Origin of the sequence: Methylacidiphilum sp. Yel (assembly GCF_004421185.1) — a bacterium.
Classification (GTDB): Bacteria; Verrucomicrobiota; Verrucomicrobiia; order Methylacidiphilales; family Methylacidiphilaceae; genus Methylacidiphilum.
The window spans coordinates 1-16,039 of sequence record NZ_LXQB01000006.1 but is presented as its reverse complement, the minus strand read 5'-3'; the positions used below and the strand labels follow the sequence as shown (position 1 = coordinate 16,039).

Annotated in this window: 15 protein-coding genes and 1 pseudogene; 13 read left to right on the top strand and 3 right to left on the bottom strand. The window is 42.5% G+C overall.

Annotation, left to right across the window (positions count from 1 at the left end; all coding sequences use genetic code 11):
• The first annotated feature begins 485 nt into the window (after positions 1-485).
• From A7Q09_RS00860 to sufU, 3 genes and pseudogenes are all read left to right on the top strand, one after another.
• A pseudogene (locus A7Q09_RS00860) lies at positions 486-772 on the top strand (aminotransferase class V-fold PLP-dependent enzyme).
• Between the two features lie 1,604 nt (positions 773-2,376).
• Positions 2,377-2,664, top strand: coding sequence for an aminotransferase class V-fold PLP-dependent enzyme (locus tag A7Q09_RS10830; protein ID WP_244228434.1), 288 nt, complete (start codon positions 2,377-2,379; stop codon positions 2,662-2,664).
• A gap of 15 nt (positions 2,665-2,679) precedes the next feature.
• Entirely contained in the window at positions 2,680-3,102 is a 423-nt protein-coding gene (sufU, locus tag A7Q09_RS00850) for a Fe-S cluster assembly sulfur transfer protein SufU (protein ID WP_134389442.1), read from the top strand.
• A gap of 137 nt (positions 3,103-3,239) precedes the next feature.
• Here sufU and A7Q09_RS00845 read toward each other — a convergent pair whose 3' ends face one another.
• A complete protein-coding gene (locus A7Q09_RS00845; RefSeq protein WP_134389441.1) occupies positions 3,240-3,644 on the bottom strand; it encodes a hypothetical protein in 405 nt (134 codons plus the stop codon).
• 125 nt (positions 3,645-3,769) lie between these two features.
• Here A7Q09_RS00845 and A7Q09_RS00840 point away from each other — a divergent pair, with 125 nt between their 5' ends.
• From A7Q09_RS00840 to argA, 5 genes are all read left to right on the top strand, one after another.
• Positions 3,770-4,126, top strand: coding sequence for a hypothetical protein (locus A7Q09_RS00840; RefSeq protein ID WP_134389440.1), 357 nt, complete (start codon positions 3,770-3,772; stop codon positions 4,124-4,126).
• 30 nt (positions 4,127-4,156) lie between these two features.
• A complete protein-coding gene (gene mfd / locus A7Q09_RS00835; protein ID WP_134389439.1) occupies positions 4,157-7,258 on the top strand; it encodes a transcription-repair coupling factor in 3,102 nt (1,033 codons plus the stop codon).
• On the top strand, positions 7,240-8,229 hold the full coding sequence (locus A7Q09_RS00830) for a peptidylprolyl isomerase (RefSeq protein WP_134389438.1): 990 nt from the start codon (positions 7,240-7,242) through the stop codon (positions 8,227-8,229). The genes mfd and A7Q09_RS00830 overlap by 19 nt, the downstream gene beginning before the upstream one ends.
• A 12-nt stretch (positions 8,230-8,241) precedes the next feature.
• Positions 8,242-9,126 (top strand): 4-hydroxythreonine-4-phosphate dehydrogenase PdxA, encoded by an 885-nt coding sequence (gene pdxA, locus A7Q09_RS00825; RefSeq protein ID WP_134389437.1) that lies wholly within the window; start codon positions 8,242-8,244, stop codon positions 9,124-9,126.
• 92 nt (positions 9,127-9,218) lie between these two features.
• Positions 9,219-10,502 (top strand): amino-acid N-acetyltransferase, encoded by a 1,284-nt coding sequence (argA, locus tag A7Q09_RS00820; RefSeq protein WP_134389436.1) that lies wholly within the window; start codon positions 9,219-9,221, stop codon positions 10,500-10,502.
• A 31-nt stretch (positions 10,503-10,533) separates the two neighbouring features.
• Here the strand turns inward: argA and A7Q09_RS00815 are convergent, their stop codons facing one another.
• Together A7Q09_RS00815 and A7Q09_RS00810 are read right to left on the bottom strand one after the other, a co-directional pair.
• The gene (locus tag A7Q09_RS00815) at positions 10,534-11,121 is read right to left on the bottom strand and encodes a DR2241 family protein (protein ID WP_134389435.1); all 588 of its coding nucleotides are present in this window, start codon (positions 11,119-11,121) and stop codon (positions 10,534-10,536) included.
• Entirely contained in the window at positions 11,084-11,920 is an 837-nt protein-coding gene (locus tag A7Q09_RS00810; RefSeq protein ID WP_134389434.1) for a CbiX/SirB N-terminal domain-containing protein, read from the bottom strand. Before A7Q09_RS00810 ends, A7Q09_RS00815 begins: the two co-directional genes overlap by 38 nt.
• 106 nt (positions 11,921-12,026) lie before the next feature.
• Between A7Q09_RS00810 and A7Q09_RS00805 the strand changes: the two genes are divergently transcribed.
• The 5 genes from A7Q09_RS00805 to A7Q09_RS00785 all read left to right on the top strand — a co-directional run bounded on the left by A7Q09_RS00805 (position 12,027) and on the right by A7Q09_RS00785 (position 15,835).
• The gene (locus tag A7Q09_RS00805) at positions 12,027-13,001 is read left to right on the top strand and encodes a ketose-bisphosphate aldolase (protein WP_134389433.1); all 975 of its coding nucleotides are present in this window, start codon (positions 12,027-12,029) and stop codon (positions 12,999-13,001) included.
• 145 nt (positions 13,002-13,146) lie between these two features.
• Positions 13,147-13,512 carry an RNA-binding protein gene (locus tag A7Q09_RS00800; protein ID WP_244228432.1) on the top strand — a complete coding sequence of 122 codons (366 nt, stop codon included), beginning with the start codon at positions 13,147-13,149 and terminating at the stop codon, positions 13,510-13,512.
• 179 nt (positions 13,513-13,691) lie between these two features.
• A complete protein-coding gene (locus A7Q09_RS00795) occupies positions 13,692-14,480 on the top strand; it encodes a TIGR00282 family metallophosphoesterase (RefSeq protein ID WP_134389431.1) in 789 nt (262 codons plus the stop codon).
• Between the two features lie 162 nt (positions 14,481-14,642).
• Positions 14,643-15,470, top strand: a complete 828-nt coding sequence (locus tag A7Q09_RS00790; protein ID WP_208526652.1) for a hypothetical protein — start codon at positions 14,643-14,645, stop codon at positions 15,468-15,470.
• Positions 15,467-15,835 (top strand): sulfite exporter TauE/SafE family protein, encoded by a 369-nt coding sequence (locus tag A7Q09_RS00785; RefSeq protein WP_134389430.1) that lies wholly within the window; start codon positions 15,467-15,469, stop codon positions 15,833-15,835. Before A7Q09_RS00790 ends, A7Q09_RS00785 begins: the two co-directional genes overlap by 4 nt.
• The last annotated feature ends 204 nt before the right edge of the window (positions 15,836-16,039 follow it).

The window sequence follows — 16,039 nt, the reverse complement described above, 5'->3', positions numbered from 1 at the left end:
TAGAGGCCGTCTGCGCTTACAAGTAGCTTACCCAAGTGGAGCGGGCCTTTAGGAAGTTAAAAGATGTCCTAGAGATGCCTCCGATCTATCCCCATGATCCGAGAGCTCGTCCAGGCCCATGTCTTTGTCGCCGCCTTGGCCTTCTTGCTTGACCGGCTATTGGAGAAAAAACTTAAGGCAGCCAAACTCCCCTTTTCCCCCGAAGAGGCCCTGACTCACCTACGCACCGTCCAAAGACGCCCGAGGCAGACATCGCTGGCACCAAACACCGCGGAGTTACGGCGGGAAACCAACATGGGCGGCCGGATCCTTTCTGCCCTCCGAGTTGGCTTCATGGAGCCTTGGAAACCCAAAAATAACTCCCAAAACCCTCGCATAGTGACACATTGAAAAAACCTTATTGATAATCAGCATCTTACAAAAGTTTCACCAAACATGGGCTAGGTTCCCTTTTTAAATCCGGAGACGGTATCCTCTTAACCGAAATGGAGCATCATTCGAACCTGATACCCTGGCAACAGCTTGCTAAAAAAAAAGTTTACGTTTGTTCTTCCTTCCGATCGATGGGAGAAAAGGAAATCTTCAGTGGACTTCACTAGAAGAGTTCTTCATTAAAAATCGGATAGTCATTTTCTCTTTTACTCATGTATCAAATACATTGTGTGTAATTAATCCAGTCGAATCTTTCTGTGCGGTTGCTAGAAAATTAGGGGTCCTTACTCTTGTTGATGCAGCTCAAAGCGCCGGCCATCGGCCGCTTGATCGGATGTAGCCGCCGCAAGCCCCTGGCTTTAGACATGGGGGATAAGGCGGGATCGGATTTTTCCCGTTAGGGGTTAAATTTATGCATCCATGAGTCTTATAACGGCTGAGTGGAGTACCAATCGAACAACAAGGCCCAAAAGAATGTCTGAGAAAAAGCAAGTCTAGGCGCCGTCGTTTGTCTGCAAGCTGCCGCTGCGGACAACCCCAGCGGATGAGCGCAAGCTTTCTATTTGGTTCGAAATGGCAAGGCAGATTTACAATGCCCTCTTGGGAGAGTCGCTCCGGCTGCTGGCTCTCATGCGAGAAAGCCGAGACTGGCAAGCGCGCAAGCTGCGAGCCGGATGCGGGGGGAAGCGTGCCCCCGCTCAGACGTGAGATCATCGACCGTTTCGACTTCAAGCAGTCGGCACTCGAGCGGTTGGCGATCGGCTGCCGACGCGTCTGTGCGACTGGCGATCGCCTCGGTCCACATGAAGCGCAGGCAGTGGACAAGCGCCCCTTCTGCGCCGTCCAGAAGTACGCCTTCGGTCTGCTGCGGCAGGCCCCCGCTTCAAGGGATACTGCGAGCCTCCACTCGATCGAAGGCAAAAGCAACGCGGCAGGGATCCGCTTCCGTGTCGGCAAGATCGAGTGGAAGGGCCTTTCGATCCCGGCCATGTTCGATCCTCAGGGACCGCGACGGCTGGCAAGTCGGCGCACTCTCCTCCGAGACGAAATACTGCCGTGTCATTCGACGGACGATCCGGGGCCAGGACCGCTTGTAGGTGCCGCTCGTCCAGAAGGGGACGCCGCCTGCGAAGACCCAGCAGGCCCGCGGCAAGATGAACGCCTGCCTCGATATCGATCCTTCTACAGTCGCAATCATCGAGGAGACCGCAGCTTACCTGGAGAAGTTTTGCCCGAGGGTCGAGCAACCCTGGCGCAAGCTTAGGCCCGTCCAGAGAGCGTGCTTACCCGATCGCGTCGGGCAACCAACCCGGACAATTTTAATAAGGACCGGACAGTGAAGATAGGCGCTTAAGAGGTGGATCGCCTCCTTGCGGTATCGGCTTCTTCGAGGAACAGCTTAAAGAAACTAAGCGACGCCTTGCAGCCGAGCGCAAGAGAAGCCATGGGGAGTTGGCGAATCAGATTCTTACAACCTGGAATATCATCAAGACCGAGAAGATCTCATATCAAAGTTAGCAGAAGAATTTCGGAGGGAGCATGAAGGTCAAGGTGAGGAGGATGTTCGTCCGCATCGTTTGCCGCAAAGCAAAGAGGGCTGGCGGCAGACTCTACGAATTCCCGACACGTCCTACCATGCTCTCGCAGGTATGCCTCTGCGGGCGCATCGAAAAGAAGCCGCTGTCTGTGCGGGTCCACCGCTGCGACTTCCGGCTGCTGCCCCTCCAAAGGGAGCTCTTTTACGCCTTCCTTGCTCGCTTCGTCTCCGAAGACAGGCTCGATGCACACCATATCAAGATGGCTTGTGGCCGGGTGCGGAACCGCTTCTGCGGCGGGCGGCCGTCGAGCTTCGATCAAACTGCAAGCGGAGACGGCCGTCGCTGCCTCCCACGTCCTCCGGGGCGTCAGAGCGGGACGTCTGCCGAAGGGGAACGCCAGCCGCCGATGAGAGCGGGCACGTCGCAGTGCTTGGCTTCTCAAGCAAGCGGGAGGGGCGCAAGGATTCAGGGTGTCTCATCCCCAGAAGCCTCTGGCTTTAGTCATGGGGAGGTTCAGCGTTATGGTGTGGCTTTGCGCGACAGCCATCATTGCAATAAACCTCTTCTGTCAAAATTGGGAATCGATTCAGCCATTCGTGCTAGTTTTTATTTTTATAATAAAACTAAATCGGAAGTCGATCGATTCCTCGAGATTATCGATAACTGTCTTCGATTCTTTAAATTAACCGGCTAACAAATAGGAATTGTTATGGATTTAGAAGATATTTATCAAGAAATCCTCTTGGACCATTCCCGTTATCCACGCAACTTTGGGAAACCAGAAGGCCAATACTTAGAAGCCGAAGGAACAAATCCAAGTTGCGGGGATACTATCCAACTTTTCATAAGTATCAATGATTCCAATCAGATCATTGAACACGTTCAGTTCCTGGGCAGAGGCTGTGCAATCTCTATAGCTTCAGCTTCTTTAATGACCGAAATAGTGCAATCCAAAAACGTAGAAGAGGCTATAGGTATAAAAAATACACTACAGCTCTTCTTAACGGGCAAAGAAACAGTCGATGATACGGTGCTTGGAGAATTATCCTGTCTAAAAGGTCTTAGGCATTTTCCTGCTAGAGTTAAATGTGCCCTGCTCCCATGGCATGCGTTAGCCAAAGTTATCCAATAGGCCCGTATACTTTGAACACTAGTCCATAGGAGAGAGAGGTAGGAATAGCCATGGTATGTGTACTATTTCCCTCTAGGATCCAATCGGGTGATATGCTATAAGCTTAGAGGAATGGTCTATTCCAAAAATGAGAGCAATTATTGGGGAGGAAGATATCGAATAAGAAGGGCTGAATAAACTGTTTCCGTAGTACCCTGGCCTACTTTTGTTGCATAGAGGGTATCGCCTACATACTGCCTTTCTTTAACAAGAACAATCAGTGCATCCGCATTTCTTTGTTTTGCTAATTTGACTAAACCTCGAAGAGTGGGTCCTTTTTCAAAGGGCCCATTCCCTCTTTTTTCTGAAAGAGTCCCATAAACCTTATATGGTCGATTCGGTCTGCCTTGCATCCAAACATCCATTCCATCGATACGTTGCTTTTTCCCAAATCCCATCCCCAACCGATAGACATACCCTTCTTCTGGAAGATACTCTGAAGAAACACAGCCAAGAAAAAAGAAAAGAAAAAAAACAAACAAAAAGCAAAGTTGATTTCCCATTGTTTTAATTATTAATTACTTCAGCAACGATCTGAAAGGAAATCCTGTTTGTTTTAGGTTTTTGTTTAAAAAATGGGTTCATTTTTGTGTGGAGCCCTATAGTAGAAGCCACCAAGGCAAAGCATATGATTTTTTCAGAACCTTCTTTCTCACTAGCCACTTTCAACGAAGATAGCCTTTCTTTTAGGGAAAAATTTTTGCATTGGCTTACCGAACATTCAAAATGGATTCCTCTAGAAAAATATTGTGAGGAGGGCTGGCCTTCTGAACAGATTCAACTGATTATAGAACGATGTCATTTCCATCCCAATTCTATCGAAGTAGAATTTACAGCACTTTTTGATGAGTGCATTTCTTCTTGTTGCCATCTTGGCACAGAAATAGAAGAAAATGGCTTTTATTCGATCCCAAGAAGAGGATCTTTTCTTTGTTTTATAGACCGAAAAAATGATACCTTCACCATCCAATCATTGGAACAGTAATAATATTTCGATCTAAGGGAAGAAAAAAGAATGACCTTTTCTCCTACCAACTGGTTGAACCATCCCTTGTTAAAACAACAACACAAGCGGTTAATCAAAGGGGGAAACTGGAGCATCGAATGCTTGCCCACTTCCGCCCAATCCTTTTTTCTTGCCTCCTTTATAGCCGATTTTCATTCGCCCACTTTGGTCATAGCAGAAAGCATTAAAAAGGTCAATGAATTGGCCATTGGATTGGAATGCTGGGGAAGCCCTTACATAGTCTTTCCTGAAATTGAACCGGTGTCGATGGAAAGCTTACCTGATCCGTTGCTGATGGCCGAAAGGCTAAGAGTAGCATATAGTCTGCTCAATTTTTTTTCAGGGGCTATCCTGACCACGGAATTAGCTTTAGAAGAGCCTCTGCCCTCTCCTAGCCTATTGCAAGAAAAGCGTTTTCTGATTGTCCCTGGGAAAACGACTGACAGATCCGCTCTAATCGAACGGCTCGTTGAAGCTGGTTATGAAAGAGTCAACACGGTAGACAGCCGTGGCCAATTTGCCGTCCGAGGATCGATTGTAGACTTTTTTTCATGGGATGGCCTCTTTCCTTTGAGAACGGAATGGGAAGGTAATCAAGTTATCTCCTTGAGACAATTCCATCCAATTACACAACGTTCTTTTAAGCCCCTTGAAGAAGCTTTTCTCTCTCTTATCAATGCGGAGGACATTAGCAAGGGAAAAGCGACGCTTTACGACTACTTGCCCAAAATGACTCCCACATTTTGGACAAAGGCAGTAGAAGTCCCGATGCCAGACATAGATATCCATTTCGAAAGCCATTTTTTATTGGATGCACCCAAAGGAGATTGGTTCCATCAGCAAAGACGATGGGAATTATTTCTGTCTCAACTTACTCAATGGATTGAAAAAAAATGGGAGATCATCATTTTTGTTAACAATGAAGGGGAAGAAAGCCGATTAAAAGAAATCCTATCCAATCAGGGAATTGATATCGAATCGATCTTTTTTTCAAAAAGCCCCCTTCTCAAAGGCTTTTCATGGCCCGCAGCGAAACTTGCCATCCTAACAGATGCAGAAATGTTTGGTAGGTACCAAAATCAGAAGATTTGCTTACGGAATCAAGAAACGAATGATGCCCTTGAAAAATACTTGACTGGTGAGATTTCTGAACAGTGGAAAGAAGGAGATTATGTCGTGCATTTGCAGCATGGAATATGCCGGTTTAGAGGAATAAAGAGCATGGATGGGACAAATAGTGAAATGATCGAGCTTGAATTCGACCAAAAAGCTAAGCTCTACGTTCCTATTGACCAAGCTTATCTGATTTCTCGGTATATTGGAGGAACCAAAAAACAGCCAAAACTCGATTCATTAGGCGGCACCAGGTGGCTACGAGCAAAAAGCGCTACAGAAAAAGCGGTATCAGATCTTGCCGAAAGAATGCTTAAAATTAACGCAGAAAGAGAAGTTCTTGAGGGGTTCTCTTTCCCCAAAGACGACCATTGGCAAAGAGAATTTGAAGAGTCTTTCCTTTATGAAGAGACGGCCGATCAGCTCAAAGCAATAGAAGAAACAAAACGAGATATGGAAAGCAAACGGCCAATGGATAGGCTCATTTGCGGAGATGTTGGATTTGGCAAAACGGAAGTTGCCATTCGGGCAATCTTCAAAGCTGTTATGGGAGGGAAACAAGCTGCACTGCTGGCGCCCACTACTGTTCTTGCAAAACAACATTTTAATACGCTTTCTGAACGGTTTGCTGATTATCCCATTCGGACCGCTTTGCTCTGTCGATTGATAAAAAATAGTGAAGAGAAAGAAATACTTGCAGGGCTTAAAAATGGATCTATCGACGTGGTGATTGGAACGCACAGACTGCTTTCTGCAGACGTCGTATTTAAAGATCTTGGATTAATCGTCATTGACGAAGAACAACGCTTTGGCGTGCTCCAAAAAGAAAAATGGAAAGAAACATTTCGGCTCATTGATGTTCTCAGTCTTTCGGCAACTCCAATCCCACGAACGCTTTATTTAGCATTGGCTGGAGCTCGAGATATGAGTTTAATCGAAACTCCTCCCCCCAATCGCTATCCTATCGAGACGATTGTGTGCGCCTATGACGAACGAATAATACGGCAAGCGATTGAGAGAGAATTAAATAGAGGAGGACAGGTGTATTTTCTTCATAATCGGATACGGACCATTGAAAAAGTAGCCTCAAGGATCAAATCACTTTTGCCCTCTGTAAAAATTGCCATAGGCCATGGAAGAATGAAAAAAAGCGAGCTAGAAGAGGTAATGGAAAGCTTTGTCAACGGACAGATCGATGTGCTGCTAGCCACAAGCATCATAGAAAACGGCTTGGACATTCCCAATGCCAACACCATCATCATTGACCGAGCCGATCTTTTTGGTCTTGCCGACCTCTATCAGTTGAGAGGAAGAGTGGGGCGATCCAATCAAAAAGCCTACGCTTATCTGTTACTCCCAAGGGATTTATTCATTCAAGTCGACGCTAAGAAAAGAATTAAAGCCATGCAAGAACATTCTCAACTGGGTGTGGGCTTCCAGATAGCCTTAAGAGATCTAGAAATACGAGGTGCAGGCAATCTTTTAGGCACCTCTCAAAGTGGGCATATCGCCTCTGTAGGATTTGAACTCTACTGCAAACTACTCAAAAAAGCGGTCCAAAGACTTCAAGGTAAAGAAATCGATTCTTTAACTGATTGTAAGGTCTCTTTAGATTTTTTACTTCCCGAGCCAGGAGGCGGCAGGCATGCCTTAGCTTTTATTCCATTTACCTATATGGAAAGAAGGGAAGAGAGGCTGCAAGCTTACAGACAGCTTGCTGAAGCGCTCAGTATAGGGGAGTTAGAAGAAATCAAAAAAGGCTGGAAAGACAGGTTTGGTGCTTGGCCTGAACCTGTAGAAAACCTTTTTTCGATTACTGAAATCCGGCTCATTGGAGCTGCCAAAGGCATAGAACGAATCGAATCGGATCAGGAAAAATTAAAACTAATGAGACATAGGGAGTATTTGTTTACAGCGCAAGGCAAATTCCCACGCTTGATCCAATCTGATACAAAGACTAAAATAATGCAGATTAAGAAATGGTTAGAAGTCTTCTAATTGTTTTCCTTTGTTTCTTTTGCTTCTTACGAAGTTTGTTTTCACAAACTGCTAACGATGGCATTGCTGCCATTGTAAATGATAAAGTGATCACTTTTTCTCAAGTCAGAAAACAGGTAGAACCCAATGAAGCCGTCTTAAGGGAAACCTATCAAGGGCCAGAACTGGTTGATCGGATCAAAGAAGCTCGGTTAAGTGCCTTGCGAGCCCTAATTGACAGAGAATTAATTATTCAGGATTTTAAAAGCAAGAAATATGCTATCCCCGATTCGTTCATTGAATCACGGATCAGAGACATTATCCGAACTCAATTTGATGGAGATAGAATTGCTTTTATTCGGACGCTCCAAGCCAATGGGGTGAGCGAAGAACAGTATAAGCAACAAATCCTCGAACAGATCATCGTCCAGGCCATGAGAATGAAAAATGTATCTGAACCTGTGATTATTTCTCCTTATCAAATTGAAAAGTATTATCATGATCACATAGGCCAATTTTTCGATCCTCCCCAAGTAAAATTACGGATCATTTTCCTGCAGAAAACTTCTTTTAAAGAGAAACGTGCTACGGTTGGCGGTCAGATAGAAGAATATGATCCTGCCAAAGAGACAGCCACAGAACTGTTAAGCAAACTTCAGTTGGGTGCTGATTTTGCTGAATTAGCTAGAACCTACTCTGAAGGACCCAAAAGAATGGATGGTGGGGATCTGGGGTGGGTAACCAAAGATAGCCTTCGACCCGAAATAGCAGAAGCAGCCTTCTCTATGTATCCAGGACAAACAAGTGGGGTGATAGAAACCGTTGATGGTTATTACATTATAAGGCTTGAGGATAAGCGAAAAGGAAAGCTTAAGCCCCTCTCAGAGTTGAGGAGTCAGATTGAAGGCCTATTGATTCAAGAACAAAGACAAAAACTGCAACAACAATGGTTAAATAATTTAAAGGCAAAAGCCTTTATAAAAATGTTCTAAACTCTCATTCCAATGCATGTACCAACTATTGGCATCACTTTAGGGGAACCAGCCGGAATTGGTCCTGAAATCGTTTCAAAGGCTCTTCAGTGCAATAAAATCTCCAAACGTTTTGACTATAGAATCATCGGCCCAAAAACAAAATTTGAGCCTGGAAAGTTATCCCCTTCCTCTGCTGAAGCCGCATGGGAAGCTTTGGAGGAAGCTTTCAAACTTTGGGAAAAAAAAGAAATCCAAGCGATTGTTACCTCCCCTGTTCATAAAGGGAATCTTTTCCAAATTGGCTTTCCTTATCCAGGACAAACTGAATTTTTTGCTGCCAAGCTAGGGGTTCCCAAAGAGAAGGTGATCATGGCCATGTCAAGTCCCAAGCTACATCTCTCTCTGCTCTCCACGCATCTAAGTCTCCAAGAAGCCATCCAAGCCATAACGAAGGATAAAATTAAGCTTGCAGCAGTTCTTTTGCTTGAATTTTTAAAAAAATTAAAGCCAAAGTCATCCTTAAAAATCGCTATCGCAGGCCTAAATCCTCATTCGGGAGAAATGGGACATTTTGGAAAAGAAGAACATGAATCCTATGAACCAGCCATCGAGGAACTCAAAAGGAGTGGTTTGTTTGTGGAAGGCCCCCTTTCTCCTGATTCTGTCTTTAAAGAAGCTTTACAAGGAAAATACGACGGGGTTGTGGCCTCTTACCATGATCAAGGATTGATTCCATTCAAACTTGTATCCTTTTATTCTGGAGTGAATGTCACCCTGGGCTTGCCATTAATTCGCACCTCCCCTGATCATGGTGTTGCCATCGATATTGCAGGAAAAAACAAAGCTGATCCAAGGAGCCTGATTGCAGCTATTAAACTGGCATGCAAACTCGTTCCTAAAGAAAACAGAAAGTAAAGGGCTTTTTTTATTTATGAGGCAACAAATAAGTTGTCGGTGAATCGCTCGGCATTTCATTATATATTTTCGGTTGATTAGGCATTATTACAATGAATGTTTCCGATTTAAGAGGCATACTAGCTTACATTCCTCAATTTAGAGAAAAGGTTTTTGTCATAGCCATTGATGGAGCCATCGCGGCCAGTGAAAATTTTCCTAATTTAGTGCTCGATCTAGCTGTATTAAGAAGTGTTGCAATAAAAGTTGTCTTAGTCCATGGGATCGCCCATCAGTTAAAGCAGCTTTCCCTGCTTCTACATACCGACCTATCTGATACCACAGGAATCGGTATTACTGATCAAAAGACTCATGAATTAAGCCTTATAGCTTCTTCCAAAGTAACATTTCAAATACTAGAAGCTCTTTCAGCATCTGATCTGAGAGCCTGTGCCACAAATGCCATCATCGCCCATCCTTTTGGAATTGTCAACGGCATAGATTATCAACTTACAGGCCGTATTAACAAAATCGACGTAGCATTCATCGAATATTTGTTACAAAAAAATATCATTCCAGTCATAGGGCCAATCGGTTTCGATGGGGAAGGGAAAAGTTACCGGATTAATTCCGATGCCGTCGCTCAGTGTATAGCCGAAGCCCTTCATGCAGAAAAACTTATCTATCTTACTACTTACCCTGGCATCCTTGATAATGAAAGCAATCTTATAAGAGAATTAGATGTCCAAGCTGCCCAAGAATTTCATAAAAACTTTTCTAAATCACAGCCCGAGCAACTTAGATCCAAATTAGAACACGCCATTCACGCATGCAAAAACGGAGTTAACCGTGTGCATATTATTGATGGGAGAATGGATGAAGCATTGCTTTCGGAAATATTTTCTAACACTGGCATAGGAACAATGATCTATGCCAATCAGTATGAATCGATCCGTCCGGCTCGTAAAAAAGATATCGGAGCGATTTTAAAACTTATCCAAGAACCAATCGAATCGGATGAAATTTTGCCTAGAAAAGCTGGGGAAATAGCCAGAGATCTCCAATCGTATTATGTCTTTGAACTAGATAAACAGATTGTAGGATGCATGGCTGTCTATCCCTATCCCCAAACGTCTCAAGCCGAACTTGCCTGTCTTTCTGTGGCTAAGAGCCATGAAAATCAAGGCATTGGCAGAAAAATGATTCATTATGCCGAAAAACTAGCCTCACAACAGGGATTCAAGCAGCTTTTCCTTCTGTCGACTAGAGCTTATGTTTATTTTATGCAAAAAGGCGGATTTAAAGAAGCCGATCCCTCGATTCTCCCTTTGGAAAGAAAAATAAAATACGAAAAAAACGGTAGAAATTCAAAAGTGCTGTATAAGCCTCTTCAATAAATGCTCCCTTTCTCAACAGCGATGAGCAGATCTACTTAGAGAGCGTGGTTGTTTTTTTAAAAAAAAGTTTTCTGGAATGCTCCAAAAAGAGAGGGCAGGCTTCCAAACAAACCAAAGGAATCGAAGCCTCTTCTTTGGGTTCTGAATAGCTTCCATGCCAGAGATTTTGTCTAAGGCATTTTACCCGACATAATGCTTCCACAGTCCTATCAGCTAGAAAATCTGCTTCTTTTTCTATCACTTTATACATACCAATTTGTCTGCCAATGGTCTTTTGAAAAGAAACTGGACCGATTATCCTTGCTTTTAGACCAAACCAATGTGTCAGAGCAAAGGGATAGATTGCTTCAATGGCATAAAAAAGCCCTTTAAAATCAACTGGCCCATATTTCCAGCCACGAAGGATACCCATCTCCGCTTTTAATGGTCTGTAGTGCCCTCTCTCATCTTGGCGTAAATATAATTTCAAATCTAAAAGAGAGGTTAGGCAGAGCAGAGAATCATTCAACTGATCCTTTCGGTTGTATATCCAGTAACCTTCAGCAATCTGAAGCTCTCCAATATACAATGGAGGAGGATTTTCAGAAAGCCACTTTTGCCACTTTTCCAAAAGATTCATCGAATGCTACCACCTGCTCAAGAATTACTTGCTCCATTCCCTCCATGGTCCCTACCGCTTTGGTATACCATACATAGCGGCCCTCCACATCCTGAGGATAGCTGATAGGAGAAGTTCTTAAACTTTTTTTTATCCCCATCAGCTTTGGAACATCCACATAGGAATGGTCTCCTTCAGAAATAAAAAAAGGAACAGCAAAGATATATTTTGATCTCACATACTCTTTCCAGCTGGAAATTCGAGGCTCCTCCTCAAGAAAAAAAACATGACATTCCTTAAAGATCCCTTTTTTCTGCAATATATTCCAATGCAGATAGGTTGTTTCTTTGGAATGGACATTTTTTTTGGTTCCATGACTGACCAATAAAAGAGCACTTTCAGAAAGGATAGAACTAGCCATCTTAAAATCGATTGCTCGATTAATCGCCTCGATTATTAACTCTGAGACTCTAGGGTTTTCGCCAACAGCTCTGCAATAATGCACCATCTTTTTCCCCATTCTTGTCATTGGCCCTTCGATTCCCATCTCAGCAGGGATGACTTTGGCTGTAAAAAAGCCGTGACTTAAAAAAAAGGGAACCACATAAATAAAAGAGGAGGGAATAGATAAAAGAGTCTGATGAAAAGAAGGCTCTTCTTTCCAAAATGTTTCATAGACATTTTCAAATAATTTTTTATTACGAATCTTCTCTGCATTGATATATACAGGCAGGGCTGCTTCAGAATTATATAAAGATCCATGTCCAGCCAGAACAAGGGAGGCTTTTGACCAGTCAATGGCATGGGGAAAAGAGCTCATAGAATAACTCTAATTGATTTTTTTTCTATCGTTGAGAAAAAAGATATTTTTTTCTTTAAGAAAATCTTTTTACTATTAAGAAAAAACAGACAAAAGGAGTTTCAAAATGATCGTTACGGCATCGGAGTTATTTAAAGTTGCGTATGGCAAATTTGCAGTGGGCGCTTATAACATCAACAATATGGAACAAACCCATGGCCTTTTTCGTGGAGGGATTCAGTCTCAGTCCCCTTTTATCATACAGATCTCCAAAGGAGCTAGAAAATATGCAGACAAAAGAATGCTCGAAGCGATGATTAGGGCTGCTGAAACTATTTATCCTGAAGCCGTATTTGTCGTACACTTAGATCATGGAGACGAAGAGACCTGTTATGATTGTATCGATTCAGGTTTTTATAGCTCAGTAATGATTGATGCTTCTCATGAACCATTTGAGAAGAATGTAGAAATTACGCGTCGGGTCGTAGAAAAGGCCCATGCCAAAGGAGTAAGTGTTGAAGCCGAACTAGGAATGCTTGGCGGGGTAGAGGAAGACGTTAAGGTAGAAGAAGGGCATGCCTGTCTGACTGATCCAGAGCAAGCAAAAGAATTTGTTCGATTGACTGGGTGCGATTCTTTGGCCTGTGCTATTGGCACAAGTCATGGAGCCTATAAGTTTAAAGGCAAACAATCCATCCGCTTTGATGTTTTAGAAAAAATTCAAAAAAACCTTCCCGGATTTCCACTCGTTATGCATGGCAGCTCGAGTGTCCCGAAATCAGAAATCATGAGGATCAACGCGGCTGGAGGCAAATTAGATCCAAGCGCTTGCGGTGTGGATGATAATGAATATTTACCCGCTGCTAAACTTGGAGTCACCAAAATCAACATCGACACCGATGGCAGACTAGTGTGGACAAGAGTCCACAGGGAGTATTTTCGAGATCATCCTGAAGAATTCGATTTCCGAGGCCCAGGCAGAGTATTTATGACGGAGTATGCCAATTTCATTGCTAGTCGAAGTGAAAAATTGGGCTCCGCCAATACACTTTCTGCAGTCAGAAATTCGATCCTCGAGCTCAGAAAAAATAAAGCAGCGTAATAAATCAAAGAAGCTCTTTTGCTAAAATTTTTTTAAAAAAAGAATTTTTGACTTTTCCATACAACTAAGGGAATCTTTATTTGTTGTTTTTTACTTCTGTTTCCAATTTTTGGTTTCAAAGTGAAAAACAAGGTGATGGGTAAGTGTGCTAGCATTGTGGCTAGATGCCGATCTCCATTTTGAATTAATCCTTAAAGAAATGTTAGTTTTTATGAATAGAACAAGACTCTATGTAGGTAATCTCCCTTTTCGAATTTCGGAAAACGATCTTCGAGAACTTTTTGAACAATATGGTCAAGTCAACGAAATCAATCTTATAGTTGATAAAATGACAGGGCAATCCAGAGGATTCGCTTTCGTAACCATGGAGACATCTCAAGCAGCTCAATCTGCTATAGATAGTCTTAATGGAACGAGTCTCAGCGGCCGACAGATCGTTGTCAACGAAGCCAAACCTAGGGAAGAAAGACCTCATAGACATAGAGAAAATTCTGGAAGATCAAGAAGATAAGAGCAATAGCTTCTTTTACGATCTATTCCAGTAATTGTTAGCATTATTAAATCTTCCTAAATCTTCAACAATATGGGCAAACTACACTAATAGGTTTGCCCATAACATAATTTTTTGTTTTTTGTAATAATTGGTGACTTGTCGAGTCTAAGAAAAAAACTTATTTTATCAAAAAAAAGTTGAAAGTTGTCTTTTTTGGAGATGTTGTTGGTGAAACAGGAAGGGAAGTGTTAAGGGAGGCTATCCCAAAAATTAAATCTTTGTATCAACCCGATTTTATTATTGCCAATGGAGAGAATGCAGCTGGAGGCAACGGGATAACACCTAAAATCACCTATGAATTTTTAAGGCTTGGCATCGACGTCATTACTCTTGGGGATCACGCATGGGATCAAAAAGAGATAGTTTCTTTTATTCAAAATGAACCCAGATTGTTAAGGCCTATTAACTATCCTCCTGAAACCCCTGGAGAGGGTTACATTATTGTTAAAGGAAACGGCAAGAAATTGGCTGTTCTTTGTGCTATTGGCAGAACTTTTATGATCCCCCAAACAGACAATCCCTTTCTTATCAGTAAAAAAATCATTACTGAATTGCATAAAGAAACTCCTTGTATTTTTGTTGATTTCCATGCAGAAGCTACTTCAGAAAAGATCGCTTTTGGCAGATTTCTGGATGGGGCTGTTTCTGCCGTAGTTGGTACCCATACCCATGTGCAAACAGCCGATGAAACCATTTTTCCTGGAGGTACTGCCTACATTACCGATGTGGGATTTTGTGGAGCGCATGATTCGGTGATTGGTAGAGAAATTGGTCCAATCATTTATAGGTATACCACCCTATTACCAACAAAATTTGTGTTAGCAACGAATAACCCGAAGGCTAATGGGATATTTGTTGAAATCGAAGAGCAGAGTGGTAAGGCCCTAAAAATAGAAAGAATTCAACTTTCTTTTGATTTATCTTAATACTCAAGGTGTGTAGACACGCATGGTTCTATCCTTTCCCATCCCCAATTTTTTCATAATGTTGTTTTTAAATCATGATTTGTAGAGAAGAACCGAATGCTTTTTATTGTATTGGTCGAATGAAAGAAACTTTCTATAGTTTTATTCAAACCTGATGCAGGTATGTTTGGGATCTGTCTAAACCGAGGCCTTCGCATTCCCACTTGTCCTATGGCTATTAGGCTAATTTTACCGTTTATTTGTTCTCAGTTGTTTCTTTTCTTCCCCTATCAAGCTTTCTCTCATCCCGATATCGACCTCTTAGTGAAAAATATCATCGCAGAATCGGAAAAAATGGCCCAAGTCATTAAACTTAGTTCGTTCAAAGAAGACGTGCATCTAGAAAAACTCGATAGTCAGTGGTATCCCCAAATAACAAAGGATATCCATTTTTTGGTTGGTCCCGGAGGAGAGCCTCTAAATTTGGAAAAATTTTCTGAAAAAGAAAGAAAATTTGTTCATTCTGAAGCAAGAATAACCCGGGAAGCTCTTGAGACCCTTTTTTCTTTGCATGAGGCTATCCACCGATTTGAATTAAAGTTTGTCCGAGAAGAAACATCCAATGTCGGAGAGCCATTTTATATTATTGACTTTTTCCCCAAAAAGAATCTTCCCTATAGAACGCGCATGGAGAAAGTATGTAATTTTCTTTCTGGAAGACTTAAAATCCGTAAAAAAGATTTTTCCGTTAGCGAAGCAAAAGTCACTCTAACAGAGCCGGTGGATCTTTTCTGGTTTTTAGCACGGCTTGAAAAACTATCGTTTTATTATGCTTCAAAAAATCTGCCAGAAGGAAGTTTTCCTGAAACAATCGATTTTATTTATCATCTGGCTTTACCTCTAAAAAGTATTAAGGAACATGAAATGATTCGCATCTCAGAATACCAATTTGCTCATTCAGAGATTACAGCAAAACCTAATATTCAAACAGTACAAAAGGATGGATTATGAACCTTACAGGATTAATTCTGCTTGGCTTGACCGCTGGCTTTGCAAGCGGTTGTTTTGGAGTTGGAGGAGGCATCGTTATTGTTCCTGCACTCATTCTCTTCTTTGGTATCCCCTACCATATAGCTGTTGGCACCTCCCTGGCAGTCATCATTCCCATTGCGCTAGCGGGGAGTATTTTTAACAGTTGGCTGCAAAAAATTGACTGGTCTATTGTTTGGGTTATTCTCATTTTCGGAGTCATAGGAGCCCTTATAGGAGTATGGTCTATTCAGAAAATACCTGCTAACATAGCTAAAAGAATATTTTCCCTTTTTCTTCTTTACTCTGCCTATCGTCTTTGGATCGGATCTCCGGTAAGGAATTAATAGGATGAGTAGGAGGATACAAGCTAACTCCAAGAAGAAAATTCAACTGGCAATATATTTCTTTTTGTCGATTACCATCCATCGCCGTAATGCCCCTGCCTTCAAGCATGGGGATATAAGGCGATAAATTATAGCTATGTGTAGTATAATTATGTATGAACAGAAAAGAACAATTGAAATCCAATAAAAATATTGTATATTCCT

Bases quoted from the DNA above. Each gene is read 5' to 3' on its own strand.
- A7Q09_RS10830 (WP_244228434.1), top strand. From the start codon at position 2,377: ATGAGAGCGGGCACGTCGCAGTGCTTGGCTTCTCAAGCAAGCGGGAGG.
- sufU (WP_134389442.1), top strand. From the start codon at position 2,680: ATGGATTTAGAAGATATTTATCAAGAAATCCTCTTGGACCATTCCCGT.
- A7Q09_RS00845 (WP_134389441.1), bottom strand. From the start codon at position 3,644: ATGGGAAATCAACTTTGCTTTTTGTTTGTTTTTTTTCTTTTCTTTTTT.
- A7Q09_RS00840 (WP_134389440.1), top strand. From the start codon at position 3,770: ATGATTTTTTCAGAACCTTCTTTCTCACTAGCCACTTTCAACGAAGAT.
- mfd (WP_134389439.1), top strand. From the start codon at position 4,157: ATGACCTTTTCTCCTACCAACTGGTTGAACCATCCCTTGTTAAAACAA.
- A7Q09_RS00830 (WP_134389438.1), top strand. From the start codon at position 7,240: ATGGTTAGAAGTCTTCTAATTGTTTTCCTTTGTTTCTTTTGCTTCTTA.
- pdxA (WP_134389437.1), top strand. From the start codon at position 8,242: ATGCATGTACCAACTATTGGCATCACTTTAGGGGAACCAGCCGGAATT.
- argA (WP_134389436.1), top strand. From the start codon at position 9,219: ATGAATGTTTCCGATTTAAGAGGCATACTAGCTTACATTCCTCAATTT.
- A7Q09_RS00815 (WP_134389435.1), bottom strand. From the start codon at position 11,121: ATGAATCTTTTGGAAAAGTGGCAAAAGTGGCTTTCTGAAAATCCTCCT.
- A7Q09_RS00810 (WP_134389434.1), bottom strand. From the start codon at position 11,920: ATGAGCTCTTTTCCCCATGCCATTGACTGGTCAAAAGCCTCCCTTGTT.
- A7Q09_RS00805 (WP_134389433.1), top strand. From the start codon at position 12,027: ATGATCGTTACGGCATCGGAGTTATTTAAAGTTGCGTATGGCAAATTT.
- A7Q09_RS00790 (WP_208526652.1), top strand. From the start codon at position 14,643: ATGTTTGGGATCTGTCTAAACCGAGGCCTTCGCATTCCCACTTGTCCT.
- A7Q09_RS00785 (WP_134389430.1), top strand. From the start codon at position 15,467: ATGAACCTTACAGGATTAATTCTGCTTGGCTTGACCGCTGGCTTTGCA.